25 protein-coding genes and 1 pseudogene are annotated in these 24,093 nt (G+C 67.4%); 15 read left to right on the forward strand and 11 right to left on the reverse strand.

Annotation, left to right across the window (positions count from 1 at the left end):
- The first annotated feature begins 52 nt into the window (after window positions 1-52).
- The 4 genes from NFL01S_RS05575 to NFL01S_RS05590 all read left to right on the forward strand — a co-directional run bounded on the left by NFL01S_RS05575 (window position 53) and on the right by NFL01S_RS05590 (window position 4,937).
- The gene (locus tag NFL01S_RS05575; RefSeq protein WP_033243970.1) at window positions 53-415 is read left to right on the forward strand and encodes a histone-like nucleoid-structuring protein Lsr2; all 363 of its coding nucleotides are present in this window, start codon (window positions 53-55) and stop codon (window positions 413-415) included.
- A 248-nt stretch (window positions 416-663) separates the two neighbouring features.
- Entirely contained in the window at window positions 664-1,287 is a 624-nt protein-coding gene (locus NFL01S_RS05580) for an FHA domain-containing protein (RefSeq protein WP_371851774.1), read from the forward strand.
- A 279-nt stretch (window positions 1,288-1,566) separates the two neighbouring features.
- Window positions 1,567-4,122 (forward strand): ATP-dependent Clp protease ATP-binding subunit, encoded by a 2,556-nt coding sequence (locus tag NFL01S_RS05585; RefSeq protein WP_062972063.1) that lies wholly within the window; start codon window positions 1,567-1,569, stop codon window positions 4,120-4,122.
- Window positions 4,123-4,268: 146 nt separating this feature from the next.
- On the forward strand, window positions 4,269-4,937 hold the full coding sequence (locus NFL01S_RS05590; RefSeq protein WP_245670531.1) for a vWA domain-containing protein: 669 nt from the start codon (window positions 4,269-4,271) through the stop codon (window positions 4,935-4,937).
- 102 nt (window positions 4,938-5,039) lie between these two features.
- Here NFL01S_RS05590 and NFL01S_RS05595 read toward each other — a convergent pair whose 3' ends face one another.
- Window positions 5,040-6,161 (reverse strand): sensor histidine kinase, encoded by a 1,122-nt coding sequence (locus NFL01S_RS05595; protein ID WP_062972065.1) that lies wholly within the window; start codon window positions 6,159-6,161, stop codon window positions 5,040-5,042.
- Between the two features lie 186 nt (window positions 6,162-6,347).
- Here NFL01S_RS05595 and NFL01S_RS05600 point away from each other — a divergent pair, with 186 nt between their 5' ends.
- Together NFL01S_RS05600 and NFL01S_RS05605 are read left to right on the forward strand one after the other, a co-directional pair.
- Window positions 6,348-6,803, forward strand: a complete 456-nt coding sequence (locus NFL01S_RS05600; RefSeq protein ID WP_062972067.1) for an SRPBCC family protein — start codon at window positions 6,348-6,350, stop codon at window positions 6,801-6,803.
- Window positions 6,804-6,858: 55 nt separating this feature from the next.
- Entirely contained in the window at window positions 6,859-7,302 is a 444-nt protein-coding gene (locus NFL01S_RS05605; RefSeq protein WP_062972069.1) for an OsmC family peroxiredoxin, read from the forward strand.
- A 63-nt stretch (window positions 7,303-7,365) separates the two neighbouring features.
- Here the strand turns inward: NFL01S_RS05605 and NFL01S_RS05610 are convergent, their stop codons facing one another.
- Together NFL01S_RS05610 and mhuD are read right to left on the reverse strand one after the other, a co-directional pair.
- Window positions 7,366-7,833 (reverse strand): hypothetical protein, encoded by a 468-nt coding sequence (locus NFL01S_RS05610; RefSeq protein ID WP_062972071.1) that lies wholly within the window; start codon window positions 7,831-7,833, stop codon window positions 7,366-7,368.
- 154 nt (window positions 7,834-7,987) lie between these two features.
- On the reverse strand, window positions 7,988-8,299 hold the full coding sequence (gene mhuD / locus NFL01S_RS05615; RefSeq protein ID WP_062972073.1) for a mycobilin-forming heme oxygenase MhuD: 312 nt from the start codon (window positions 8,297-8,299) through the stop codon (window positions 7,988-7,990).
- Window positions 8,300-8,705: 406 nt separating this feature from the next.
- On the opposite strand from mhuD, the gene NFL01S_RS05620 reads away from it, so the two are divergent.
- On the forward strand, window positions 8,706-9,470 hold the full coding sequence (locus NFL01S_RS05620) for an alpha/beta fold hydrolase (RefSeq protein ID WP_062972075.1): 765 nt from the start codon (window positions 8,706-8,708) through the stop codon (window positions 9,468-9,470).
- Between the two features lie 93 nt (window positions 9,471-9,563).
- Here the strand turns inward: NFL01S_RS05620 and NFL01S_RS05625 are convergent, their stop codons facing one another.
- Window positions 9,564-10,436 (reverse strand): HhH-GPD family protein, encoded by an 873-nt coding sequence (locus NFL01S_RS05625; protein WP_280507289.1) that lies wholly within the window; start codon window positions 10,434-10,436, stop codon window positions 9,564-9,566.
- A 170-nt stretch (window positions 10,437-10,606) separates the two neighbouring features.
- On the opposite strand from NFL01S_RS05625, the gene NFL01S_RS05630 reads away from it, so the two are divergent.
- A complete protein-coding gene (locus NFL01S_RS05630; RefSeq protein ID WP_062972481.1) occupies window positions 10,607-11,230 on the forward strand; it encodes a carbonic anhydrase in 624 nt (207 codons plus the stop codon).
- Between the two features lie 121 nt (window positions 11,231-11,351).
- Window positions 11,352-12,026, forward strand: a complete 675-nt coding sequence (locus NFL01S_RS05635) for a hypothetical protein (RefSeq protein ID WP_062972078.1) — start codon at window positions 11,352-11,354, stop codon at window positions 12,024-12,026.
- Window positions 12,027-12,058: 32 nt separating this feature from the next.
- On the opposite strand, the gene radA is transcribed toward NFL01S_RS05635, so the two are convergent.
- Both radA and NFL01S_RS05645 read right to left on the reverse strand, forming a co-directional pair.
- Window positions 12,059-13,435 carry a DNA repair protein RadA gene (gene radA, locus NFL01S_RS05640; protein WP_062972080.1) on the reverse strand — a complete coding sequence of 459 codons (1,377 nt, stop codon included), beginning with the start codon at window positions 13,433-13,435 and terminating at the stop codon, window positions 12,059-12,061.
- Between the two features lie 203 nt (window positions 13,436-13,638).
- Entirely contained in the window at window positions 13,639-14,298 is a 660-nt protein-coding gene (locus tag NFL01S_RS05645) for a copper chaperone PCu(A)C domain-containing protein (RefSeq protein WP_307614738.1), read from the reverse strand.
- Window positions 14,299-14,762: 464 nt separating this feature from the next.
- Between NFL01S_RS05645 and carD the strand changes: the two genes are divergently transcribed.
- The 5 genes from carD (at window position 14,763) to rlmB (ending at window position 19,112) form a co-directional block, all read left to right on the forward strand.
- Complete coding sequence (gene carD, locus NFL01S_RS05650; RefSeq protein WP_011206964.1) at window positions 14,763-15,251, forward strand: RNA polymerase-binding transcription factor CarD; 489 nt, start codon at window positions 14,763-14,765, stop codon at window positions 15,249-15,251.
- Between the two features lie 2 nt (window positions 15,252-15,253).
- On the forward strand, window positions 15,254-15,964 hold the full coding sequence (gene ispD / locus NFL01S_RS05655; protein WP_062972082.1) for a 2-C-methyl-D-erythritol 4-phosphate cytidylyltransferase: 711 nt from the start codon (window positions 15,254-15,256) through the stop codon (window positions 15,962-15,964).
- Window positions 15,961-16,464 carry a 2-C-methyl-D-erythritol 2,4-cyclodiphosphate synthase gene (gene ispF / locus NFL01S_RS05660; protein WP_062972084.1) on the forward strand — a complete coding sequence of 168 codons (504 nt, stop codon included), beginning with the start codon at window positions 15,961-15,963 and terminating at the stop codon, window positions 16,462-16,464. Before ispD ends, ispF begins: the two co-directional genes overlap by 4 nt.
- Before the next feature lie 270 nt (window positions 16,465-16,734).
- On the forward strand, window positions 16,735-18,141 hold the full coding sequence (gene cysS / locus NFL01S_RS05665; protein WP_062972086.1) for a cysteine--tRNA ligase: 1,407 nt from the start codon (window positions 16,735-16,737) through the stop codon (window positions 18,139-18,141).
- Complete coding sequence (gene rlmB, locus NFL01S_RS05670; RefSeq protein WP_033244512.1) at window positions 18,141-19,112, forward strand: 23S rRNA (guanosine(2251)-2'-O)-methyltransferase RlmB; 972 nt, start codon at window positions 18,141-18,143, stop codon at window positions 19,110-19,112. Before cysS ends, rlmB begins: the two co-directional genes overlap by 1 nt.
- A gap of 126 nt (window positions 19,113-19,238) precedes the next feature.
- Here the strand turns inward: rlmB and NFL01S_RS37545 are convergent.
- Window positions 19,239-19,325: pseudogene (locus NFL01S_RS37545) on the reverse strand (rhodanese-like domain-containing protein); the annotation flags it as partial.
- A 232-nt stretch (window positions 19,326-19,557) separates the two neighbouring features.
- Between NFL01S_RS37545 and NFL01S_RS05675 the strand changes: the two are divergent.
- Window positions 19,558-19,833, forward strand: a complete 276-nt coding sequence (locus tag NFL01S_RS05675; protein WP_062972088.1) for a DUF4190 domain-containing protein — start codon at window positions 19,558-19,560, stop codon at window positions 19,831-19,833.
- Between the two features lie 6 nt (window positions 19,834-19,839).
- On the opposite strand, the gene NFL01S_RS05680 is transcribed toward NFL01S_RS05675, so the two are convergent.
- From NFL01S_RS05680 to NFL01S_RS05695, 4 genes are all read right to left on the reverse strand, one after another.
- The gene (locus NFL01S_RS05680) at window positions 19,840-20,649 is read right to left on the reverse strand and encodes an enoyl-CoA hydratase/isomerase family protein (protein ID WP_062972090.1); all 810 of its coding nucleotides are present in this window, start codon (window positions 20,647-20,649) and stop codon (window positions 19,840-19,842) included.
- Window positions 20,650-20,698: 49 nt separating this feature from the next.
- Window positions 20,699-21,868 carry an acyl-CoA dehydrogenase family protein gene (locus tag NFL01S_RS05685; RefSeq protein ID WP_062972093.1) on the reverse strand — a complete coding sequence of 390 codons (1,170 nt, stop codon included), beginning with the start codon at window positions 21,866-21,868 and terminating at the stop codon, window positions 20,699-20,701.
- Window positions 21,869-21,961: 93 nt separating this feature from the next.
- A complete protein-coding gene (locus NFL01S_RS05690; protein WP_062972094.1) occupies window positions 21,962-22,828 on the reverse strand; it encodes a metal ABC transporter permease in 867 nt (288 codons plus the stop codon).
- The gene (locus NFL01S_RS05695) at window positions 22,829-23,659 is read right to left on the reverse strand and encodes a metal ABC transporter ATP-binding protein (protein ID WP_062972485.1); all 831 of its coding nucleotides are present in this window, start codon (window positions 23,657-23,659) and stop codon (window positions 22,829-22,831) included. It abuts the gene before it with no gap.
- Window positions 23,660-24,093 lie beyond the last annotated feature (434 nt).

Consider the following 24,093-nt stretch of genomic DNA (forward strand, 5'->3'; position numbering starts at 1 on the left):
GTAATCGGCCTGATTTTGCCGGGCCGCACGATTTCGAGAGGACGTTCATCTCATGGCAAAGAAGGTCACCGTTAGCCTGATCGACGATGTCGACGGTGAGTCCATCGCGGACGAGACCATCGAGTTTGCAATCGATGGAGTGTCGTACGAGATCGACCTGTCGTCATCGAATGCGGAGAAGCTTCGGGACGAGTTGGAGCAGTGGGTTTCCAGTGCCCGGCGCGTGAGCGGCCGGCGCCGGGTGAAGTCCGCGGTTGCTGCCGGTGCGGGCAACAGCAAGGGACGTGCCACGATGGATCGCGAACAAAGCGCCGCAATTCGTGAGTGGGCACGGCGGAATGGTCACAAGGTTTCCGCACGCGGGCGTATCTCCGCCGATATCACCGACGCGTACAACAAGGCCTCGAAGGGGTAGTTCTTCTTTCAACCGTCGTCCGCTCGATATTTTCTACGAGGCGGACGGCGGTCGGTCTTTCTCGATAGCGAATAGGAATTACCGCTGGCCCCGGCGCCGTGTGCCGGGGCCGCTGCGCTCAGCGGTGTTCAGTCTTGCTCCACCGCCCGTCCGCCCGGCACCATAGGGGTGTTTGGTTTTCCGGGCCCGTGCGGTCGGGGTGGTGTCCGGCAGTTTCTGCCGGTATGGAGAGGTCAGGTAGCGGCGCAGTGTCCGGATCCGTCGGATCGTTTCTACGTTTCACCGATGACGAGGGTCGGCGGCGTGAGGTGATGCTGACCCCCGACCGGCAGCGCATCACGATAGGCCGTTCGGCCGGCGCGGACCTCTCGCTGCGCTGGGATGCCGAGGTATCGCGATTACATGCCGCCGTGGAATACCTCGCCGCGCAATGGACGATCGTGGACGACGGGCTGTCCCGCAACGGCACGTTCATCAACGGCGAAAGACTGCACGGCCGCCGCCGGCTCATGCCGGGCGACCGGATCCGGATGGGCACCTCCATGGTGTCGTTCCACGATTTCAACGGGGTTGCCGACGATGCGACCCGAGCCTCCAGTGGCACCGTCCCGACTGTCCGGTCGCTTACCGAGGCGCAACGCGGTGTGCTTATCGCCCTGTGCCGCCCGTACAAGGGCGACGCCGGTTTCGCCGCCCCCGCGACCAATCAGCAGATCGCCGACGAACTGTTCCTCAGCGTCGACGCCGTCAAAACACATCTGCGTGCGCTGTTCGCCAAGTTCGGCGTAGAGGATCTGCCCCAGAATCAGAAGCGCGTCCGGCTGGCGGCGCTCGCCATGCGCAGCGGGCTCATCAGCGATCGCGACCTGTAGACCTGGGGATATCTTGACGGGCCCGAACCGCCTGTGTTCGCTCTGGGCAAAACCGGAGTGGGAAACGAATACGTGGGTATGGGCGTTATGAATGAATAGCGCTGCGACCGGCCCACAGATCATTAGGGTGGACCGGCGGCAGTGAGACCACCCGCCAACTAGAGTGGGAGGCGGGGGCCGCAACCCCTGGCCTTCATGGCAGGCTGAGTCCGACGGTTGTCCACGACACACCACGGCGTCAGCCGGCCATAGAGTCCGGAGCAGGAGAGTGAGGGAGCGATGTTCGAGAGGTTCACCGACCGCGCAAGGCGTGTCGTCGTCCTGGCCCAGGAAGAGGCCCGGATGCTCAACCACAACTACATCGGCACCGAGCACATCCTGCTGGGTCTGATCCACGAGGGTGAGGGTGTCGCGGCCAAGTCGCTGGAGTCGCTCGGTATCTCGCTGGAGGGCGTGCGCAGCCAGGTCGAAGAGATCATCGGCCAGGGCCAGCAGGCTCCGTCCGGCCATATCCCGTTCACCCCGCGTGCCAAGAAGGTGCTGGAACTGAGCCTGCGCGAGGCGCTGCAGCTCGGCCACAACTACATCGGCACCGAGCACATCCTGCTGGGCCTCATCCGTGAGGGCGAGGGAGTTGCGGCCCAGGTCCTGGTCAAGCTCGGCGCCGACCTCAACCGGGTCCGCCAGCAGGTCATCCAGCTGCTGTCCGGTTACCAGGGCAAGGAGCCGGTGGAATCCGGTGCCCGCGGGGAAACCGGTACGCCGTCCACTTCGCTGGTCCTCGATCAGTTCGGCCGTAACCTGACCCAGGCCGCGCTGGAGGGCAAGCTCGACCCCGTGATCGGCCGCTCGAAGGAGATCGAGCGGGTCATGCAGGTGCTGAGCCGCCGCACCAAGAACAACCCGGTGCTGATCGGTGAGCCCGGTGTCGGTAAGACCGCTGTGGTGGAGGGCCTGGCCCAGGCCATCGTCAACGGCGAGGTCCCCGAAACACTGAAGGACAAGCAGCTCTACACCCTCGACCTGGGTTCCCTGGTCGCGGGCAGCCGCTACCGCGGTGATTTCGAAGAACGCCTGAAGAAGGTGCTCAAGGAGATCAACACGCGTGGCGACATCATCCTGTTCATCGACGAGCTGCATACGCTGGTCGGTGCGGGTGCCGCCGAGGGCGCGATCGACGCGGCCTCGATCCTGAAGCCGAAGCTGGCCCGCGGTGAGCTGCAGACCATCGGCGCCACCACCCTCGACGAGTACCGCAAGTACATCGAGAAGGACGCCGCCCTGGAACGCCGCTTCCAGCCGGTCCAGGTCGGCGAGCCGACCGTCGAGCACACCATCAACATCCTCAAGGGCCTGCGTGACCGCTACGAGGCGCATCACCGCGTCTCCATCACCGACGGTGCCCTGGTGGCCGCCGCCACCCTGGCCGACCGCTACATCAACGACCGGTTCCTGCCGGACAAGGCGATCGACCTGATCGACGAGGCCGGCGCGCGGATGCGTATCCGCCGGATGACCGCCCCGCCGGACCTGCGCGAATTCGACGACAAGATCGCCGATGCCCGCCGGGAGAAGGAATCGGCGATCGACGCCCAGGACTTCGAGAAGGCCGCGCGGCTGCGCGATAAGGAAAAGCAGCTCGTCGCCAAGCGCGCGGAGCGCGAGAAGCAGTGGCGCTCCGGTGATCTGGATGTCGTGGCCGAGGTCGACGACGAGCAGATCGCCGAGGTGCTGGCCAACTGGACCGGTATCCCCGTCTTCAAGCTCACCGAGGAGGAGACCACCCGTCTGCTCCGTATGGAGGACGAGCTGCACAAGCGGATCATCGGCCAGGAGGACGCCGTCCGGGCGGTCTCCAAGGCCATCCGCCGCACCCGTGCCGGCCTGAAGGATCCCAAGCGCCCCTCCGGCTCGTTCATCTTCGCCGGTCCGTCCGGTGTCGGTAAGACCGAGCTGTCCAAGGCGCTGGCGAACTTCCTGTTCGGCGACGACGATGCGCTCATCCAGATCGATATGGGCGAGTTCCACGACCGCTTCACCGCCTCGCGGCTGTTCGGTGCCCCTCCGGGGTACGTCGGCTACGAGGAGGGCGGCCAGCTCACCGAGAAGGTGCGCCGCAAGCCGTTCTCGGTCGTGCTGTTCGACGAGATCGAGAAGGCCCACCAGGAGATCTACAACACCCTGTTGCAGGTCCTCGAGGACGGGCGTCTCACCGACGGCCAGGGCCGTACCGTCGACTTCAAGAACACGGTGCTGATCTTCACCTCGAACCTCGGCACCTCGGATATCTCGAAGGCGGTCGGCCTGGGCTTCACCCAGTCGAACAACGAGGGCTCGAACTACGAGCGGATGAAGCTCAAGGTCAACGACGAGCTGAAGAAGCATTTCCGGCCCGAGTTCCTCAACCGTATCGACGATGTGATCGTCTTCCACCAGCTCACCACCGAGCAGATCGTGGAGATGGTGGATCTGATGATCAACCGCGTCGGCGTCCAGTTGAAGAACAAGGATATGTCGATGGAACTCTCCGACAAGGCCAAGAGCCTGCTGGCCAAGCGCGGGTTCGATCCGGTGCTGGGGGCGCGGCCGCTGCGTCGCACCATCCAGCGCGAGATCGAGGATCAGCTCTCGGAGAAGATCCTGTTCGGCGAGATCGGCGCCGGCCAGAACGTGGTGGTCGATGTCGAGGGCTGGGACGGCGAAGGGTCCGGCGAGGACGCCCGCTTCACCTTCACTCCGAAGACCAAGCTCACCAAGGACGAGGGTGAGAAGAAGCCGGAGGTCGTGCTGACCGGTGCCGGTGAAGGCACCACCGAGGCCGCCTCGGGCGAGTAGGAAACAAGTACGCGAAGGGCCTGCCCGGCTGTATTGCACAGCCGGGCAGGCCCTTTTGTATGTCTTGCGTCCGGATGGGTTCCGTCGTGGAACTCGTAGGCGGTAGGCGGGCGCGCGCGTAGGCTGGCGGCAAGGGAACTACTCGAATGGGGGCAACGATGACCGATCCCGCGCAGAGCCTGATCGCCGTCCTGCTGGACCGCTCCGGCTCCATGCAGTCGATCAAATCCGATACCGAAGGCGGATTGGCCGCCTTCTTCGAAGAGCAGCGCAAGGTCGAGAAAACCGTACGGGTAACTTTCGCCCAGTTCGATACCGAGTATGAATGCCTGTACTCGAATACCCCGCTCGAGCAGGTCCCGCCGCCGGTCCTGTCTCCCCGGGGCGGTACGGCGCTCTACGACGCGATCGGAAAACTGGTCACCGATATCGGTGCCGAGCTGGCGGCACGTCCCGAGTCCGAACGCCCGGGCACGGTGATCGTTGTCATCCTCACCGATGGCCACGAAAACTCCAGCCGTGAATGGACTCACGCAGCCGTACGCTCCCTGATCGAACAACAGCAGAACCAGTACCACTGGGATTTCCTGTTCCTCGGCGCCAATATGGACGCAGTACAGATCGGCACCGAACTGGGGTTCGCACCCCAGCAGTCGATTACCTACGGCGCCGCCCCCGCCGGGGTACAAGGGGTGTTCCGTGCAGCTGCCGCGTATTCCGGCCGGTTGCAAGCTGCGGGCACAGACACGCCGGGTTTCGCCCGCCGTGCCGGTTTCACTGACGAGGAGCGGCAAGGGGCCAATCCCGGACAGTGATCGCCCCGGCTGGTGTGCGGGAGTTGTCCGGGCTGCGGGCGCGCCTGGTCGTCCCGTTTGCGGGCTTCCGGTGGCCCGCGCCGCCGGTCGCCCGGCTACCGGCTAATCCGTTGTAGCGGGTCCTGTTTCGACCCGGCCCGGCGATTCGGCACGGACGACCGGCCGATCCGACGACGGTGTCGACCGCTTGCTCTCGTCCGATCCCGGCCCGGACCCCGAACCCGGCCCGGGCCGGGATCGCGGTGCCTTGTCCGGGTCGAACGCGATACGCAGCGGCCTGCTCGGCAACCGTGCCGCCACCCGGAAACCGCCGCTGGGTTTCGGGCCGGCCGTCAGCGCGCCACCGAGTGCGTGGGTGCGTTCCCGCATGGCGATGATGCCCATACCGCGCGTCGGGCCCGTGTGTTCGGGTTTGCCGGTGGGTCGGGTGTTGTCGACGGTGAGGTCCACGGAATCGGCGGTGAACCGCACGGTGACCGTGGCTTCGGCGCTGGGCGCATGCCGGATGACATTCGCCAGCGACTCCGTGATGATCTGGGTTGCCGCCTCGTCGATGGCCCCCGGTAGGGAACCGGCGGTACCGATCACCTTGGTGTGCACGGTCAGGCCGGCCAGCCGGGGTTTACGGAGTAGTTCCTCCAGATCCGACATCGTCGGGTCGGGTTCCCGCGGTGGTGGGGTAGGCGCCGCGGGCGGGGTGGCACTCCGGCCTGCCTGTTCGGGAGTCCCGGCCGGGCCTGCGGCACCTGTGCGGTCGCGGCGCCCGAAACCGTTACGCCGGGCGCGCTTCTCCCGCTCACCGCGCGCCCCGAGGGCCGGATCGCGGGGTCGTTCGCGGTCGGGCCGCGCCGGCTCGGCCGGTTCCACCGACTGGATGGCGTGGCGTAGCGCCTGTACGTCTTCGAGGGCATTACGGCTGGTGGTCTTGATTTCGGCCACCGTGCCCGCGGCCTTCGCCGATTTGTTCTCCACCTGTTGCAGCGCCATCCCCGACTGCACATTGATCAGCGAAAGATTGTGTGCCACCACGTCGTGTAGTTCCCGTGCGATCACCAGGCGTTCGGTACTCACCTCGAGCTCACGTAGCCGCTGCGCGGCGGTTGCGGTTGCGGCGTCACGCTCCCGGTACACCCGAAGCAGTGCGCGGCGCTGCCGCAACAGCACCACCAGGGCGACGGTCAGCGCAAGCCAACCCAGTAGCCCGGCCATCTGCCAACTCGTCATCGCGGACTCTCCACCTGCACCACCCTATTCGCACTTCGTGCAAAGGCGGCGGTGCACACCCGGATTCCCGGTGTGACAAGGCGTTTGCGGGTCCGTATTCGCCGATCGGGTACGCCGACGACGACCGGCCTCGCGACGATCGGCGCATCTGCGGCGGCGCCTGCCCGACGCGGGTATGGTCCAGAGATGGTCGACCAGCAAGTGCGTGTACCGGACCTGTCAGCGCGACCGTACGAGCTGACGGTGGAGCGGGTGATGAAAGCATCGCCCGAACTGTTGTACCTGGCCTGGACCCAGGGATTCGATATCTGGTTCGCCGAGCCCGCCACGGTGCGGATGCGGCCCGAGGTGAACGAGCCGTTCTATTTCGAAACCGCGCACGAGGGAAGTATGCACCCGCATTACGGGCGCTTCCTGCGGCTCGAACCCGGACGGCTGGTCGAAATGACCTGGGTGACCGGAGCAGCGGGTACCGAAGGCGCGGAGACCGTGGTCCGGGTGGAACTCGTCAAACAACCCCGCGGTATCCGGTTACGCCTGCGGCACAGCGGGTTTGCCGGTGAGGCCGCCCGCGACCGCTACCGCGCGACCTGGCCCAAGGCGCTGGCCCGCCTCGACGAACGAACCGCTGCGATCGGTTGACGAGTGCGGGTAGTTTCGGAACGGACCCGAACATATCGTCTTCGAAAGGATTGTGATGCCCACACGTACGGCGCGCACCGCATGGACCGGTGGTCTGCAGGACGGCTCCGGCCAGGTCGAGCTGGTCAGTTCCGGAGTCGGTAAGTACGAGGTGTCCTTCCCCAAACGTTCCGCCGAGGAAGCCGGTGGTACCACCAGTCCGGAGGAGCTGATCGCGGGAGCGCACGCGTCCTGCTACGCGATGGCCTTGTCGAACGAGATCGCCCAGGCGGGCGGTACTCCGGAGAGCCTCGATGTCTCGGCCGCGGTCACGCTCGGCCCGGATCCGGCCGGTGGCTTCCGGATCAGCCGGATCGCGTTGACTGTGCGCGGCCGGGTGTCCGGACTGGACAATGCGGGTTTCACCACGGCGGCTGCCGCGGCCAAGTCGGGATGCCCGGTGAGCAAAGCTCTGGCCGGAGTCGACGAGATCACCCTGGACGCCGCACTCGAGTCCTGAGCAGTTGCCCGGGCTCTCCCGCGAACGCGGGGAGCCCGGGCACCTCGGCCGCTAGCGGGGCATTCAGGTGAACCATGCGCGTGCCTCCGGCGTGTACATCGCCGGGATAGCGATCAAGACAGCGCAGATATGCCCGACGCGGGTGATCGCGACGAGTGCGTTCTCGACCGTCGTATCGGGCAGCAGATCGCCGTCGGCCGCGAGAAGCGCGGTGAGCGGCTCCACCAGCAGTGAGGCCGTACCGAGCACGCCGATCCCGAGTGCCAGCATGAGACGCGCCCAGCGGTCGCCGCGCAGCATCCGCCACGCCGCCACCAGCACCACGACGTAGATACCGGTGCGTATCAGCCATCCGGCGATAAGGGAGCCGAGCTCGGTCGATTGCCCGAACTGCCCCACGCTGTGGACCGCTGTTTCCGCGACACCGAATCCCACGGCGGCGACCAGCGCGCGAAACGCGAGGGTGACCGACCGGGGGCGCGGCACGGTGGCGGAGACGCTACTCGCGGCGCGAAAGGTGATCTCGTTCATACTCCCGACACTGCCGCGGACGAAGCGAAATCGTCATCACCCTGCGGTAGCAGTGGTTTTCCGCTACCGGGGTAGGGCGGGAGACCTCGGCGCCCCGGAAAAGCGCAGGCCACGCAACCGAACGTTGATGGCGTGGCCGGCTTCGGTGGTTCGGTCAGGCGTTCTTACCCGAGACGTCGAGAACCACCTCGAACTCCAGCAGCGAAGCGCCGGTGGCCACCGGTTTGTTCTGCTGCCCGGCATGCGCTTCCTTGGCCGGACCGTCCCGCCAAGCCGCGAAGGACTCCTCGGAATCCCACTGGGTGACGACGAAATACCGGTTCTCACCGGCAGTCGGCCGCAGCAGCTGGAAGCCCAGGAACCCGGGGGAGTTCTCGACGGCGTGCGCGCGGTGGGCGAACCGCTTCTCCAGTTCGGGACCCGCGCCCTCGGGGATCTCGATCGCATTGATCTTCACAACAGCCATACCCCGAGCTTAGTGCTGTAGTTCTCGAGAGTTCTCGAGGTGCTCCAGGACGCGGGTTCGGGGCTGTCGACTGCTGCTGTCGGGGTAGTGGTGGGGTGAGCTGTGATTTCGGAAGCCCGCGGTACCGCGGGGGCTTCCGATTGTCGAGCTCAGGACTTCGCTCGTCCGGCGCTGTGAACTGGCTGGGCAGTTCGCCGGGATCCAGTGGCTGTGCTGATGTGTGCGCTGCCTTCTGCGGCGGGGCCCGCTCCGTCGCTCCAGAACCGGGCGTGCCCTACCCAGGGGAAGGTGGACCGCATAGAGGGTCGGTGACCTCGGTCTGGGCAGGCTTTGGCAGGGGACGGGCTGTCCGGGCAGGTTCGGATACCCGGCGTGGATGCTGTGGAGCCGAATTACACTCGGGCCGGTGTTGCACGACGAAGGTGGGTCCGGGGTTCCGATACTGCTGCTGCACGGGTTGATGGGGCGCGCTCGGACCTGGGTGGACCAGCTCGCATGGCTGCGCGGCTACGGTCATGTGTACACCTTCGACGCGGCGGGGCACGGGCGGCCGGCTCCGGCCGAATTGACGACCGATGCGTTCGTCGCGGATCTGGCCGCGGCCACCAGCGGGATCGGTGAGCCGATGGTCGTCATCGGTCACTCCATGGGCGCCCTGCACGGGTGGGTTTTCGCGGCCGAGTATCCGGAGCGGGTGCGGGCACTGGTGGTCGAGGATATGGCGGCCGACTTCACCGGCCGTACTGCCGCGCACTGGGCGGCCATGATCGAGGCCTGGCCGCAGCCGTTTGCCGACGAGGCCTCCTTGCTCGAGTTCTTCGGCCCGGTCGCCGGACGTTATTTCCAGCGCTCTTTCGACCGGACCCCGGACGGCTATCGACTGCACGGAGAGATCGCCACCTTCCGCGATATCTCCGAGGAATGGGGCACCCGTGCGTTCTGGCCACAGTGGCGGCGGATTCGGGTGCCCACCCTGCTCATCGAGGGCGAGCACACCATCACCCCGCCGGGGCAGATGCGCCGGATGGCCGATCTCCATCCGGACGCCGAACATATCGTGATCCCCGAAGCGGGTCATCTGGTGCACGACGACCAGCCCGGCCGATACCGTGCCGCGGTCCAGCGGTTTCTCACCCGGGTGCTCACCGCGCAAACCGCACCGCGCGGCTGACTGTTCCGTCTGCGGATGCCCTGGGCTCGCTGTCTGCCCGGGCGGGCGAGCCGAACCTCGAGCGGTGAGTCCGGATAGGTAGCCCTGCCGGTGTCAGCCCTCGCCCGCCAACGCGAACCGGCCGTCCCGGGTCTGCTCGATCAGGCCGTCCACCAGCAGCGAATCCAGCGCACGGTCGCGCTGCCCGGGGTCGCGGGTCCAGGCCAGATCGAGGCGGATGCGGTCGACGGGTTCGGCTGCCGCACGCAGTACGTCGAGTAGCCGGCCACGCGCCTGCCGGTCGGTGCCCTCGTACTTCTGGGTTCGCCGGGTCGATTCCTGGCGCGGCCGGCCCGCTGTCACCCAGGCGCAGCGGGGCAGTGGGCAGCGGGTGCAGTCGGGGGTGCGGGCGGTGCATACCGTCGCCCCGAGTTCCATCAGCGCCGCGGAGAAGACCGCCGCCCGGTCCACCTGGATGGGTAGCAGTGCCTCGGTGTCGCGCAGGTCTCTGGCGGCCGGGTTACCGGCCTCGCCGCGTCCGTGTACGGCCCGGGCCACCACGCGGCGAACATTGGTGTCCACCACCGGAACTCGTTGTCCGTAGGCGAAACAGGCGACCGCCCGCGCGGTGTAGTCGCCGATACCGGGCAGTCCGAGCAGCACCTCGACGTCACCGGGGACCTCGTCACCGTGCTCGGCCGCCAAAACCTGTGCGCATTCGTGTAGCCGCAGGGCGCGCCGCGGGTAACCGAGTTTGCCCCAGGCACGTAACACCTCGCCCGCGCTCGCCGCCGCCATCGCCGAGGGCACCGGCCAGCGCGCCACCCATTCCCGCCAGATCGGTTCCACCCGCGCTACCGGGGTCTGCTGCAGCATGATCTCGCTCATCAGGATCTGCCATGCGGTCACCCCGGGCCGGCGCCATGGCAGGTCGCGGGCGGTGCGGGCATACCAGTCGATCAGCACATCGGAATCGAGCAGGGGTATCTCGCCCGCAGTGCCGCGGCCCGTTTTCGTCACCGGTCCGCCGACTGCTCCGCTGTTCACCCGAATCGCTCCGTTCTCACTGTGCAGTGCCACCGGCGACGCGGCTACCGACGCCGTGCCGTAACAAGACCGAAGCCGGGGGCAATGTCGAATCGTGCAGAATGGACACCATGCCTCAGTCCAACCCGGTGAGTGCCTGGAAGTCGCTGCGCGAAGGTAACGAGCGCTTCATGAACGGCACATTGCAGCATCCTAGTCAGGGAATCGCCGACCGAGCCAAGCTCGTCGGTGGCCAGAGTCCGACCGCTCTGCTGTTCGGCTGCGGTGACTCCCGGGTGGCCGCGGAGTTGATCTTCGATCAGGGCCTCGGCGATATGTTCGTGGTGCGCACGGCCGGCCACGTCATCGACGCCTCGGTACTGGGTTCCATCGAGTACGGCGTGGCGGTGCTGAACGTACCGCTGATCGTGGTCCTCGGCCACGACAGCTGTGGTGCGGTCAAAGCCACACTGGACGCGCTGGACGGCGGCGAGGTGCCGGGCGGGTTCATTCGCAGCGTTGTCGAGAAGGTCACTCCGTCGATGCTGATCGGCCGCCGCGAGGGGCTGGAAACAGTCGATGAGCTCGAAGCCCGCCATGTGGTGGAAACGAGCAGCTTGCTCATGGAACGGTCGAAAATCGTGTCCGAGCGGGTGGAAGCCGGCGAATGCGCCATCGCGTGCGTGACCTACAAGCTGGCCGAGGGCCGTGCTCAACTGCAGCGCGTGGTCGGTCAGATCGGGGAGACCGTCTGACGGTCGCGGTAGGTGTCGTCCGGCCGCAAAAACCGGTCGGACCACCGCGGTAGCGGTCACCGGAGCAGCTTGTGGTGTGCCGTTGACCGTCACCACCGCCGAATGCGCTTACCGTTGACACGTGTTGGAACCGACAGGACCGTTACCGCCGGAGATCTACTGGCGGCGTCGCGCTTTTGCCATCGGAGCGCTGGTGGTCGCACTAGCGGTGGTGATCTGGCTGGCCGTGACCGTAACCCGGGGTGGCGGTTCGCCCGAGGCGACCGGCGTCGCGGCCTCGTCCACGCCGAGCTCGGAAGCCGCGAAGAGTTCGGCGCCGTCGGCCACCACGACCACCACAGCGAAGTCGTCTGCCACGACCCCGGCCGCCGAATCGTCGCAGCCCGCGCCCGCGGCGTCCGGAGAATGCGCCGACCAATCGCTGGCCATCAAGGTTTCGGTGGCCCAGCCGACCTATCGGGTCGGGGAGGAACCGGTGTTCGGGATCGTGATCACGAATATCTCCGGTGAGCCCTGTAGCCGCGATATGGGGTCGGGGCTACAGCGGGTCTCGGTGCAGACGCTCGACGGTGGACGGCAATTGTGGGCCAGTACGGATTGCTACCCCGACGGTGAACCGGATCTGCGCACCCTCGATCGGGGTGAACAGGCCGCGTTCACGGTGACCTGGACCGGTACCACCTCACAGCCGGAATGTGCCGGCGAGCGGGTGCAGGTTCCCAGCGGGGCCTACCACGTGGTGGCGCAGCTCGGGGCCGTCCGTAGCGCGCCCGAACCCTTCAACATTGCGGAATAGCGGTGCGCCCGTAGCCGGTACCGTGGCGCGGACTATTTCTTCTTCGACAGGCCCGCCAGCCGGAGCGCGGCCCGTAGACCGGACGCCTCGTGCAGAGTCATACCCGTGTCCTTCGCGGTGACGCCGGGGGGCACCACCGCGTTCGTGAAACCGAGTCGTTCGGCTTCGGCCAACCGGCGTCCGGTGGCGGTGATCCGGCGGACCTCGCCGGCCAGCCCCACCTCGCCGAGGATCACCCAGCCCGGGGGGAGCGCGGTATCGCGGGCGGCGCCGGCGATGGCCAGTGCGATGGCCAGATCGGCAGCGGGTTCGGTGAGCCGCATACCGCCCACCGTCGCCGCGTAGACGTCCTGTTTGCCGACATAGAGCCCACAGCGGCTCTGCAGGACGGCCAGCACCATGGCGACCCGGTTGTAGTCCAGTCCGCTGACCGCCCGGCGTGGCGCCGGCACCTGGGTGTCCACCGTGAGCCCCTGGACCTCGCCGACCAGCGGCCGCTTCCCGTCCATCGCCACGGTGACCGCCGTACCGGGTACCGAATCGGTCCGGTGATGTAGGAATAGGCCGGAAGGATCTGTTACACAGGCGATTCCGTCATCGTGCAGTTCGAAGCAGCCCACTTCGTCGGCGCTGCCGAACCGGTTCTTGATACCGCGCACCATCCGCAGTGTCGAGTTCTTGTCCCCCTCGAACTGCAGCACCACATCGACCAGATGTTCCAGTGTGCGTGGGCCCGCAACCGCCCCGTCCTTGGTGACATGGCCGACCAGCAGGACCGCGATACCGCTCGTCTTGGCGAGTGAGGTCAGTGCCGCGGTAACCGCCCGGACCTGCGTGACCCCGCCGATTACGCCGTCGCTATCGGTGGCCAGCATGGTCTGCACCGAATCCACCACCAGCAGCGTGGGTTTCACCTGATCGACATGTCCGAGCAGAACCGACAGGTCCGATTCGGCCGCCAGGTACACCCGCTCGTGCACCGCCCCCGTCCGGTCCGCCCGCAAGCGCACCTGCCCCGCGGATTCCTCCGCGGTGACGTACAGAGCCCGCTCGTCGCGCTGTCGCGCCCATCGATGGGCGACCTCGAGCAGTAGCGTCGATTTCCCCACCCCGGGCTCGCCGGAGAGCAGTATCACCGACCCCGCGACGATACCCCCGCCGAGTACCCGGTCGAGTTCGGAAACCCCCGTCGACCGGGCGGTCGTGGTCTGCGAGTCGATCCGTGAGATCGGCGCGGCCGCGGTACTCGGCAGCATCGCTTTACGCGCCGCCGGTGCACCGGCGGCGCCCGCCGCGGGCAATGCCTCGTCGACGGTGCCCCACGATCCGCACGCCGGGCATTTACCGACCCATTTGGCAACTTCGTGCGCGCATTCCGAGCACCGATAGACGGCTTTGGTCTTGGTCATTGCCACAGCCACGCACCTTACGCACACCGACCGACAGCAAGACCTCCCAGCGGTCTCTCGCGAAACATCGGCTCCTACTTCACGCCGAACCCGACGCAACCAGCGGCGCAGTCGAGTTCAGCGAGAGCCCTGAGAGGTTCCGGCCCGCTCAACGACTACGCCGAGGAGGCCGAACCCGCGCCGGCGAAGTCGGCGCCGAGAATTCAGTGCCCGCCGGCCGAACCGGTGGTGCTCTTGGAGAGCTCGGATTCGTGGCGGGGAGATTCGATGCCTGCGTCGACCGGGACCTCGACCTGGACGGTGCCGTTCTCCTTGAAGTTGAACGACACGTTGTAGGTGAGGCCCGGGGTGATGTCCTGGGTCAGCCCGGTGATTTCGATGGCGGCGGCTTCCGTCGTCCCGGCTTCGGTGTCGACGGTTTCGCCGGTCGTATGGGTTTCCGCGCCTGCCGAGGGGGTCGAGACGACGATCGTTTCGGAGGGGGCGATTTCGATCTTGTCACCGTCGGCAGGGGTGATCTTCACCGTGCCGAGGTCGGTGGTGACGCCGGTGAGCTCGTCGGTGACGGTTTCGCCGGTGTTGATGATCGACAGCGCCAGCGCCGCCTGGCCACCCGCGGTGTTGGTGTGCGTTCCCGATCCCGGGAAGACGATATGCACATTGCGCAGCGCGATGCTGCCGGCTTCGGCGGTGTTGCCGTTGATCGCCGCGACCTGATCGGCGGTCTGCGAGACCTGGCCGGCGCTGCAGCCGGACAGGATGATGGCCGCTCCGGCGGCGAGCGCGGCGACCGGCACCAGGCGCCGGCGCCGCCGAGTCGAGGCGACCGGGCTCGCGGCAGTCACAGCAGTCAGGGCAGTCACGGGTTGTCCTCCATGTCCGAGTGGGCGCACTCCAACTAGGCACTGTAGTAGTGGCCGCACGGGCCCGGATGCACCGGGCGGTGTCAGGGGGTATTGCGGGATCGGGACTGTGTGATTTGTCGCACCTATGGCTCGCGGGTATCGCTTCCGGGCGGCTGAGCGGGTAATGCTTCCCAGCGGGGTGTCCGGTGGGTCGTGCGGCGGGGTCTTCGGGTGTCGCCCCTGGCCCCCGCTGACCGGTAACGATCCGGCCTCCGTGCCTCGGTTCCCGGCCCCGGTGTGCCGCGGTGCCCGCCGGTGCGGTGGAGTGTGGGGCCGACACTCGTTCGGCCCCAACGTGATGCACACCAAACACGCCCTGTCAAGCCCCAGTACCTGGTCGTTGTGGCCCTGACCTGCGCAGTTGATCGCGCCGTTATCGAGTCGCGTGTTAAACTGTGAACATCGAAAGGGGCACGGGACACATGATTTTTAAGGTCGGAGATACCGTCGTTTATCCCCATCATGGGGCGGCTTTGATCGAAGCTATCGAGACCCGCACCATCAAGGGTGAGCAGAAAGAGTATCTGGTCCTGAAGGTCGCACAGGGTGACCTCACTGTTCGGGTTCCCGCGGAAAACGCGGAATACGTCGGCGTTCGCGATGTCGTGGGCCAGGAAGGCTTGGATCGGGTCTTCCAGGTGCTGCGAGCGCCACATACGGAAGAACCCACCAACTGGTCCCGCCGTTACAAGGCCAACCTCGAGAAGCTCGCCTCCGGCGATGTGAACAAGGTGGCCGAGGTCGTTCGTGACCTGTGGCGCCGGGAACAGGATCGTGGTCTGTCCGCGGGCGAGAAGCGGATGCTGGCCAAGGCACGGCAGATCCTCGTCGGTGAGCTGGCGCTCGCCGAGGGGACCGATGACGGCAAGGCCGAGACGCTCCTCGACGAGGTTCTCGCCGCGGCGTCCTGACCGTGTACGAACCGGACGGGTCCGGCCGTAATGCCGGATCTGTCATCGCGCTGGTTCCTGCCGCCGGTCGTGGTGAACGTCTGGGAGCAGATGCTCCCAAGGCGTTCGTCCCGGTCGGCGGCACACCCATGCTCGGGTTGACTGTTCGTGGATTGATGGCTGCCGGGGTTGTCGACGAGATCATAGTGATGGTGCCCGCCCAACTCGTCGAGGCAACGGCAGCTCTGCTTCCACCCGCAGCACCGGCCCGGATCGTGGCCGGTGGTGCCGAACGCACCGATTCCGTGCGCGCCGGGCTGGCATATGCCGGCGCGGCCGCCCACGTCCTGGTACACGACGCTGCGCGGGCGCTGACCCCACCCGATCTGATCGCCCGGGTGGTGGCCGAACTCCGGGCCGGCCGGCCCGCCGTCGTACCGGCGCTACCGGTGGTCGATACCGTGAAATCGGTCGATACCGCCGGCAGAGTGACGGGTACCCCGGACCGTTCCGCCCTGCGGGCGGTGCAGACCCCGCAAGGCTTTGCCGCCGATGTGCTGCGCCGCGCCTACGAGCATCCGGAGAGTGCCACCGACGATGCCGGACTGGTCGAACGGCTGGGCATCGACGTCCACACGATTCCCGGCGACCCGCTCGCGTTCAAGATCACAACGCCGCTCGACCTGCGCCTGGCCGAAGCCGTGCTCGACGGAAAACAGGTGGCCGGGCAATGAGGGATTTCCGCGTCGGTATCGGCACCGATGTGCACCCGATCGAACCGGGCCGGCCCTGCTGGATGGCCGGGCTGCTGTTCGACGGTGAAGACGGTTGCGCGGGGCATTCCGACGGCGATGTGGCTGCCCATGCGCTGTGCGATGCCCTGCTGTCGGCGGCCGGGCTGGGTGATGTCGGCTCGGTCTTCGGGACCGGCCGGCCGGAGTGGGCGGGGGTGTCCGGCGCGGCCATGCTGAAGGAAGTGCGGCGGCTACTCGAAGAGTCCGGATACGCGGTCGGCAACGCCGCGGTCCAGGTCATCGGTAACCACCCGCGGATCGGACCCCGGCGAGCGGAGGCACAGCAGGTGCTCGGTGAACTGCTCGACGCACCCGTTTCGGTATCCGGTACCACCAGTGACGGGCTGGGGCTCACCGGCCGCGGTGAGGGGATCGCCGCGGTCGCTACCGCACTGCTGCACTGTCCGGAGCGGCCGAGCGACGTCCCTGAGGCCCGGTAACCGGAGACGATCGGGACAGCGAAGCCGCTTCACCAGCAAGAGCCGACGCGCCCGGGGACCGACGATGCGGTGTGCGCACGGCACTGCCGGACCATCGCGGTGGCAAGGATCACCGCCGCGCCGGCAGGATCGTTGCCACGCTCCGGCCAACCATCCCTGCCGCGACGGTGCGGCCGAATGCCGTAATACCGGTCGTTGCCGTTACCCTGCCCATATCCCCGCTGCACCGCTTCCGAGTGCAATCCACAAACGAAACTAGGATCGACTGCCGTGACGCTGCGCCTGTTCGACACCGAGAAACGGACCCTGCGTGATTTCACGCCGCTGGTACCCGGACACGCCTCGGTGTACCTGTGTGGGGCGACCGTGCAGGGGCTGCCGCATATCGGCCATGTGCGCAGCGGTGTGGCGTTCGATATCCTGCGCCGCTGGCTGGCCGCAGGCGGCCTGGATGTGGCATTCATCCGCAATGTCACCGATATCGAGGACAAGATCCTCAGTAAGGCGGCCGCGGCCGGCCGGCCGTGGTGGGAATGGGCTGCGACACACGAGCGCGCTTTCGACCGGGCCTACCGGCAGCTCGGGGTACTTCCGCCGTCGGCGGAGCCGCGGGCGACCGGCCATATCACCCAGATGGTCGACTTGATGCAACGGCTCATCGACCGCGGGCACGCCTACGCCTCCGAGGGCAATGTGTATTTCGATGTCCGCAGCTACCCGGATTACGGCGATTTGTCCGGCCACCGGCTCGAGGACGTACACCAGGGCGAGAGCGCTGGGACGGGTAAACGCGACCCGCGCGATTTCACGCTCTGGAAAGCCGCGAAACCGGGCGAACCGACATGGCCCTCACCGTGGGGTTCCGGCCGTCCCGGCTGGCATCTGGAATGCTCGGCGATGGCCGAGTTCTACCTCGGTTCCGAATTCGATATCCACTGCGGTGGAATGGATCTGGTGTTTCCGCACCATGAGAACGAAATCGCCCAGTCCAAGGCGGCCGGCCACGGTTTCGCGCAGTACTGGTTGCACAACGGCTGGGTGACCATGGGCGGCGAGAAGATGTCGAAATCGCTCGGCAATGTGCTGTCCATTCCGAACGTGCTGAAATCCGTGCGTCCGGTGGAATTGCGCTTCTACCTGGGCAGTGCGCACTACCGGTCCATGCTGGAGTATTCCGATAAAGCGCTCGCCGACGCCGCTCAGTCGTATCAGCGGATCGAAGCTTTTGTGCAGCGGGTCGCCGAACGCGGCGGTGATATCCCGATGGGTAAATGGACCGACGGTTTCGCGGCTGCCCTCGACGACGACCTCGGTGTCCCGAAGGCACTCGCCGAAATCCATCACGGTGTCCACGAGGGCAATCGCGCACTGGATGCCGGTGTGCTCGAGACCGCCCGCGAACATGCGGGCCAGGTCCGCGCCATGCTCGATGTGCTGGGGGTCGATCCGCTCGATCCGCACTGGCATACCGCCGCCGATCATTCGGCCGCTGACGCCGCCCTCGACGTACTGGTCGGTGCCGAACTGGAACGCCGCCAGCAGGCCCGGGCGGCGAAGGACTGGGCCACCGCGGACGCCGTCCGCGACCGCTTGCAGGCGGCCGGCATCGAAGTGACCGATACCCCGAACGGTGCCGAATGGTCGCTGGGCACACCTACCCCTGGAAAGGCGGGCTGATGGCCGGCAATTCACAACGTCGTGGTGCGATCCGCAAAGGCGGCAGCAAGAAGGGGCAGGTGGTCGGCTCCGGCGGGCAGCGCCGCCGTGGACTGGAAGGTCGCGGGCCGACACCTCCCGCGGAAGCGCGCACCAAACATCCCGCGGCCCGCAAAGCCGCCGCGAAAGCGCGTGCCGCTCAGAAGAGTTCGACCGGCCGTGGTGCCCGCCCGGCCGGCCGGCACGGTGACGACGGGCCGGAGCTGGTCCTGGGCCGCAATCCGGTGGTGGAATGCCTGCGGGCCGGGGTACCGGCGACCGCGCTGTACGTGGCGGTCGGTACCGAGAACGACGAGCGGCTCACCGAAAGCGTGCGTATCGCCGCCGATACCGGAATATCCATCCTCGAGGTGCCGCGCACCGATCTGGACCGGATGAGCTCCAACGGTTTACACCAGGGGATGGCACTGCAGGTGCCGCCCTACCGGTACGCACATCCGGACGATCTGCTGTCCCGGGCCCAGCAGTCGGTGGAACCGGCGCTGCTGGTGGCGCTGGACAATATCTCCGACCCGCGCAACCTGGGTGCCGTGGTGCGTTCGGTCGCGGCGTTCGGCGGGCACGGCGTGGTGATCCCGCAGCGGCGCAGCGCGAGCGTGACCGCGGTGGCCTGGCGGACCAGCGCCGGCGCGGCTGCCCGGCTGCCGGTCGCTCGCGCCACCAATCTCACTCGCACGCTCAAGGATTGGGCGGCCAAAGGCGTTCAGATCGTCGGCCTGGACGCCGGTGGTGACACCTCGCTCGACGATTTCGACGCCACCGGGCCCACGGTGATCGTGGTGGGGTCCGAGGGCAAGGGGTTGTCCCGGCTGGTCCGGGAGAATTGCGACGCGATCCTGAGCATCCCCATGGCGGGTCCGGTGGAATCGCTCAACGCCTCCGTGGCGGCGGGCGTCGTGCTGGCCGAGACAGCGCGGCAGCGCCGCGCCTGACCCCGCGGTGCTGTGGCGGGACCACGCCCTGGACTCTGCCGGTCGGCGGCGGTCGGTGGCGCCCTGGTGATTCGGCCGCGCCGCTGCCTTGGGACCGCCGGAACGGATTCCGTGCCCGCGCGGGGTCTCGACTCCGAGCGTGCGCAGAAGTGACGCGGCCGCACTCGATCGCCATCCGCCCACGCAGTGCACGGCACTCGGTTTGCCGACGGGCGGTTCCGCACGATTGGGCCAGGGTACCGGCAGCGAGCCCCGGGTAACGGTTCGTGCCGCTCCGGGCCCCGCGGTGCTGCACCGCCCGGCCCGCAACTCCGCCGCCCGGCCCCCGCGGTCTCGGTCTGGACAGTGGTGCCGGGGCGGCTCGCGGTCCCGGTCAGCGGGCGGTTCCACGCCGATCGGTCGCGCCCGGACCGCAAAACCGCCACGGCACCGTAGAATTCGATGTGTGGTGATACCCAACACGCCCATCGGTAAGCCGGTCGAGCACCCGTATGCGACGGCGGTGCTGCTCCTGGGTGCTGTCAGCCTGCTGTGTTTCGGGCTGACCGGGCCGGTGGCCTGGGCGATGGGTAAACGCGCACTGGATCAGATCGACGAATCGGGTGGCGCATACGGCGGCCGCACACAGGTCGTGGTCGGGTTCACGCTGGGGGTTATCGGCACGATTCTGGCGGTGCTGATGGCGCTGCTGTTCGTCCTGGTGTTCATCACCGGCGGCTGACGGCGATCAGTCCAAGCTCTGCTGCCCGGTCCATTTCCCGGGCTCCCAGGTCGGCCATTCCTCGCTGATCGAACCCGACCAGGTGGGCTGGCGGCGTTCCCGGAAAGCCGTCATCGCCTCTCCCGCGTCCCGGCTGCCGGCGATGTGATCGTTCAGGTCGGCCTCCAATTGCCGGACCGTCGCCGGCTCCAGGCCGACCCCTTCCCAGAGGAGGCGCTTCGACAGGGCCGCGCTCAGGGGCGCCGAACCGGCCGCGATATCGTGCGCGACCGCCATCGCGGTCGGCAGCACCTCCACTGCGGGCAGGCTGGCATTGGCCAGGCCCATCGCTTTGGCTTCGGTGCCGTCGAAGGTGCGGCCGGTGAGCAGGATATCGGCGGCGTTGGCGAGACCGGCCAGCCGTGGCAGTGTCCAATGTGCGTAGCCGTCGGCGAGCACGCCGCGCCGCACCTGGCTCAGCGCGTACACCGCGTCGTCGGCCAGGTATCGCAGATCGCATTGCAGGGCCAGCGCCAGGCCGACGCCCACGGCATGCCCGTTGACCGCCGCTATCACCGGTTTGCGGATCCGGAACGGGGGCGGGTCGATACTTGCGCTCACCTCGCCCACCCGGTCGGACAGATCTGCCCCCGCGCAGAATGCCGGGGGAGTCCCGGTGATGACCACGACCCGGATCGCGTCCTCGGCGTCGCACCGCTTCAACGCCGCCCCGAGGGCTTCGGTCATCGCGGGATTGAACGCGTTCTGTTTGGCCGGCCGATTCAAGGTGAGGACGGCGATGCCCGCTGAGACATCGACGAGCAATTCCGAACTCATGGTGGGGAGTGTATTGGTGAACGGCCGCGCCCGGGGTTTCGGGCCGTAATCAGCGCAGCACTTTACGGCCGATGGCGTATTTGTGGACTTCGGTGGGGCCGTCGTAGAGCCGGAACGGGCGCATATCGCGGAAGATCATTTCGACGACCGTTTCATCGCTGACGCCGATACCGCCGAGGATCTGGACACAGCGGTCGGCGACCTTGAACAGTTCCTCGGAAACGAAGGATTTCGCCATCGAACTCTCGTGGCGGGCCTTTTCGCCCTGGTCCATGAGCCAGCAGGCATGCCAGATGGTGAGCCGGCACTGGTGTAGTGCGATCTCGTTATCGGCGATCATGAAAGATACGCCCTGGTGCTCGCCGAGTGTTTTGCCGAATGCAGTGCGGGTTTTGGCGTGGTCGATGGCGATGCTCTGGGCCCGTTCGGCGGCGCCGAGCCAGCGCATGCAGTGGGTGAGGCGGGCCGGGGCCAGCCGCAACTGGGCGTAGCGCAGGGCTTGTCCCGTGTCGCCGAGCAGGGCGGATTTCGGCAGCGTGAGGCCTTCGAAACGAACCACACAGTGCCCGGCCACATAGTTGCGGTCCATGGTGTTCATGGTGCGTTCGATGACGATGCCCGGCTGATCGCCGTCGGTGAGGAAGAGGGTGGGGCCGGCCGGGAGATGCGGGTTCTCGGTGAGCTCGGCCATGATGATCCAGGTTTTCGCGCCGTTCGCGCCGGTGATCAACCATTTGCGGCCGTCGATGGTGAAGTTCTCGCCGTCGAAGGTCGCGATGGTGGACAGCTGGGCCGGGTCGGAGCCGGCGCCGCCGGGTTCGGTCATGGCGAAAACGGACCGTTGGTGGCCGTCGATGACCGGTTTCAGGTAGCGCTCGGTCTGGTCCGGATCGGCGATCTTGGAGAGCAGGAACATATTGCCCTCGTCGGGGGCCGCGCAGTTCATCGCGACCGGGCCGAGAGTGGACCATCCGGCCGCTTCGTAGAGAACGGCCTGTTCGACATGGGTGAGGCCGCGACCGCCGAGCGCGGTGGGCGCTTGGATGGTGAGCAGATCCTCGGCGCGGGCCAGCTCCACGAGTTCCTGGCGCAGTTCGTCGGTGGGGCCGTGCGAGGTGAGCCGGGGATCGCGCTCGTAGGGCACGATCTTATCGGCGACGAACTGGCGGATCCGGTCGCGTTCGGCGGCCAGGTCGGCGGGAATCGTGAAGTCGATCATGTGGTGCCCTTCGTTCCGGGAGCGGTGCGCACGAGCATACGAAACCCCCGGCCCTCGACTGAAGGCACCTGCCCGCAAGCGATCCGGCCGGGGTCACCGCACCCGGGCGACCTGCCGCTGCCGGGCGCCGATCACCCGGCAGACCAGGTAGATCAGGAACGAGATCGTAGTGACGAACGTCGACACCGGCGCCCCCGGTGCCAGTGACAGCAGAATCCCGCCGACCGCCGAGACCTCGGCGAAGATCACCGCGAGCACCGTGGCCCGCACGGGACCCGCGGTGAGCTGCGCCGCGGCGGCCGCCGGTGTGATGAGCAGGGCGAGGACCAGCAGCGCACCCACGATCTGCACGCCGAAGGCCGCGGTGATACCGAGCATCACCGCGAACAGGATCGACAGGGCACGTACCGGGATCCCGCGGGCCACCGCGACCTCGGGGTCGGTACTGGCGAACAGCAGTGGCCGGTAGACGACGGCGAGCACCGCCAGCACTGCCGCGGTACAGGTGGCCAGCAGGGTCAGCCCGCTGAAGCCGACACTGACGACCTGGCCGGTGAGCAACGAGAACTTCGACCCCGCGCGCTCGGGGCCGAGCCACAGGAACAGCACCGAGAGACCGAGCCCGAACGAGAGCACCACCGCGATCACCGAATCGCGTTCGCGGGCCCGGGTGCCGAGAACTCCGAAAAGTACTGCCGCGATCACCGAACCGGCGATCGCACCGATACCGACCCCGGCGCCGACCAGTAGTGCGGCGGCGGCGCCGGTGAGCGAGAGCTCGCTGGTGCCGTGCACCGCAAACGACATCTGCCTGCTGATGATCAGCGGTCCGATCGCCCCCGCGAGCAGGCCCAGCAGTGCCGCGGCGAGTACGGCCTGCTGTACGAAGTCGTAGCCGAGCAGGTGAACGGTGGTCTGCAGATCGAAGATCTCGGCCAGCACGTCGGAAAGCTTGTCCATCTAGGTGTGTGCCTGTCGGGGTTGCCGGCCGGAATCGGAGCCTGCCGGGTCGGGAATATGCGGAGTACCAGGGTCGCCGTGGCAGTGGGCGCCGGCGGTGCCGAGCGCGTCCATGGTGTCGCCGGTGCCGACCACTACCAGCCGGCCGCGGACACGCAGCACATCGACATCGGTCTGATACAGCTCCGACAGCACCGCCGAGGTCATCACCTCGTCCGGCGTGCCGATCCGGAACTTCCCGTCGACAAGATAGAGCACCCGGTCCACCAGCGGCAGGATCGGGTTGATCTCGTGGGTGACGAACAGCACGGCGGTTCCGTGGTCGCGCCGCCGCCGGTCGATCAGGCCGGAGACGAGTTGCTGGCTGGCCAGATCGAGACTGAGCAGGGGCTCGTCGCAGAGCAGCACCGCGGGATCGCCGACCAGCGCCTGCGCGACCCGCAGCCGCTGCTGTTCGCCGCCGGACATGCTCTCCAGCGGGGCACGCGCGAATTTCTCGGCACCGACATCGGCGATCGCGGCGGCGACCTTACGGCGGCGTTCGGCGCGTCCGCGCAGGCCGAGACCCCAGCGGTGCCCGTCCACCCCGAGACCGACGAGATCGGTACCGCGTAACTGCACACCGGCGTCGATGGTGCGTTGCTGTGGGATGTACCCGATATCGGGATGCCCGGCGCGTGGTTCGGCACCGCCGATACGGGCTCGCCCGGCGGACAGGCCCAGCTGGCCGAGCAGTACCCGGAGCAGAGAGGTCTTACCGGAACCGTTGGGCCCGAGCACGGCGATGAACTCGCCCCGGGCGACGCTGAGGTCCAGTTCGCGCCACAGTATGCGGTCGCCGAAACCGAGGGTCGCCGACTCGAGTGCGACGGCCGGCGGTTCGCTCCGTAGGCCGCCGGCCGGTACGGCAGTGCGCCCGTCGGGTGAAACGGTGCCCTGCCTATAGGGCGATACCGTGCTCTGCCCCTCGGGCGATACCGAATTTCGGCGGCTGGGCGGTGACGTAGCCTGTCCCCTGCCGGGCGCATCGTACTGCTGCGGTTCGCCCGCGGACGGCTCCGTGCCGTTGCCGTTTTCGCGTACAGAAGGTTCCGAATCTTTGCCGCCGGACTCGCTTGCGGAAGGTCCAGAGCCGTTGCCGCCGGTATCGGCTGTGGGTGGCTGTGAACCGCTGCCGGTATCGCCGGTGCGCGGTCGCGAGCCGTTACCGGTCGTGGCTGCACCGTGGCCTGCCGCGCTCGTCTCCGCGGCGGCCGCCTCGGCGC

This window comes from Nocardia flavorosea NBRC 108225 (assembly GCF_001613385.1).
Taxonomy (GTDB): Bacteria; Actinomycetota; Actinomycetes; order Mycobacteriales; family Mycobacteriaceae; genus Nocardia; species Nocardia flavorosea.

Coding starts and splice junctions, on each gene's coding strand:
- NFL01S_RS05575 (WP_033243970.1), top strand. CDS start 53: ATGGCAAAGAAGGTCACCGTTAGCCTGATCGACGATGTCGACGGTGAG.
- NFL01S_RS05585 (WP_062972063.1), top strand. CDS start 1,567: ATGTTCGAGAGGTTCACCGACCGCGCAAGGCGTGTCGTCGTCCTGGCC.
- NFL01S_RS05590 (WP_245670531.1), top strand. CDS start 4,269: ATGGGGGCAACGATGACCGATCCCGCGCAGAGCCTGATCGCCGTCCTG.
- NFL01S_RS05595 (WP_062972065.1), bottom strand. CDS start 6,161: ATGACGAGTTGGCAGATGGCCGGGCTACTGGGTTGGCTTGCGCTGACC.
- NFL01S_RS05600 (WP_062972067.1), top strand. CDS start 6,348: ATGGTCGACCAGCAAGTGCGTGTACCGGACCTGTCAGCGCGACCGTAC.
- NFL01S_RS05605 (WP_062972069.1), top strand. CDS start 6,859: ATGCCCACACGTACGGCGCGCACCGCATGGACCGGTGGTCTGCAGGAC.
- NFL01S_RS05610 (WP_062972071.1), bottom strand. CDS start 7,833: ATGAACGAGATCACCTTTCGCGCCGCGAGTAGCGTCTCCGCCACCGTG.
- mhuD (WP_062972073.1), bottom strand. CDS start 8,299: ATGGCTGTTGTGAAGATCAATGCGATCGAGATCCCCGAGGGCGCGGGT.
- NFL01S_RS05630 (WP_062972481.1), top strand. CDS start 10,607: ATGCCTCAGTCCAACCCGGTGAGTGCCTGGAAGTCGCTGCGCGAAGGT.
- radA (WP_062972080.1), bottom strand. CDS start 13,435: ATGACCAAGACCAAAGCCGTCTATCGGTGCTCGGAATGCGCGCACGAA.
- carD (WP_011206964.1), top strand. CDS start 14,763: ATGATTTTTAAGGTCGGAGATACCGTCGTTTATCCCCATCATGGGGCG.
- ispF (WP_062972084.1), top strand. CDS start 15,961: ATGAGGGATTTCCGCGTCGGTATCGGCACCGATGTGCACCCGATCGAA.
- rlmB (WP_033244512.1), top strand. CDS start 18,141: ATGGCCGGCAATTCACAACGTCGTGGTGCGATCCGCAAAGGCGGCAGC.
- NFL01S_RS05680 (WP_062972090.1), bottom strand. CDS start 20,649: ATGAGTTCGGAATTGCTCGTCGATGTCTCAGCGGGCATCGCCGTCCTC.
- NFL01S_RS05685 (WP_062972093.1), bottom strand. CDS start 21,868: ATGATCGACTTCACGATTCCCGCCGACCTGGCCGCCGAACGCGACCGG.
- NFL01S_RS05690 (WP_062972094.1), bottom strand. CDS start 22,828: ATGGACAAGCTTTCCGACGTGCTGGCCGAGATCTTCGATCTGCAGACC.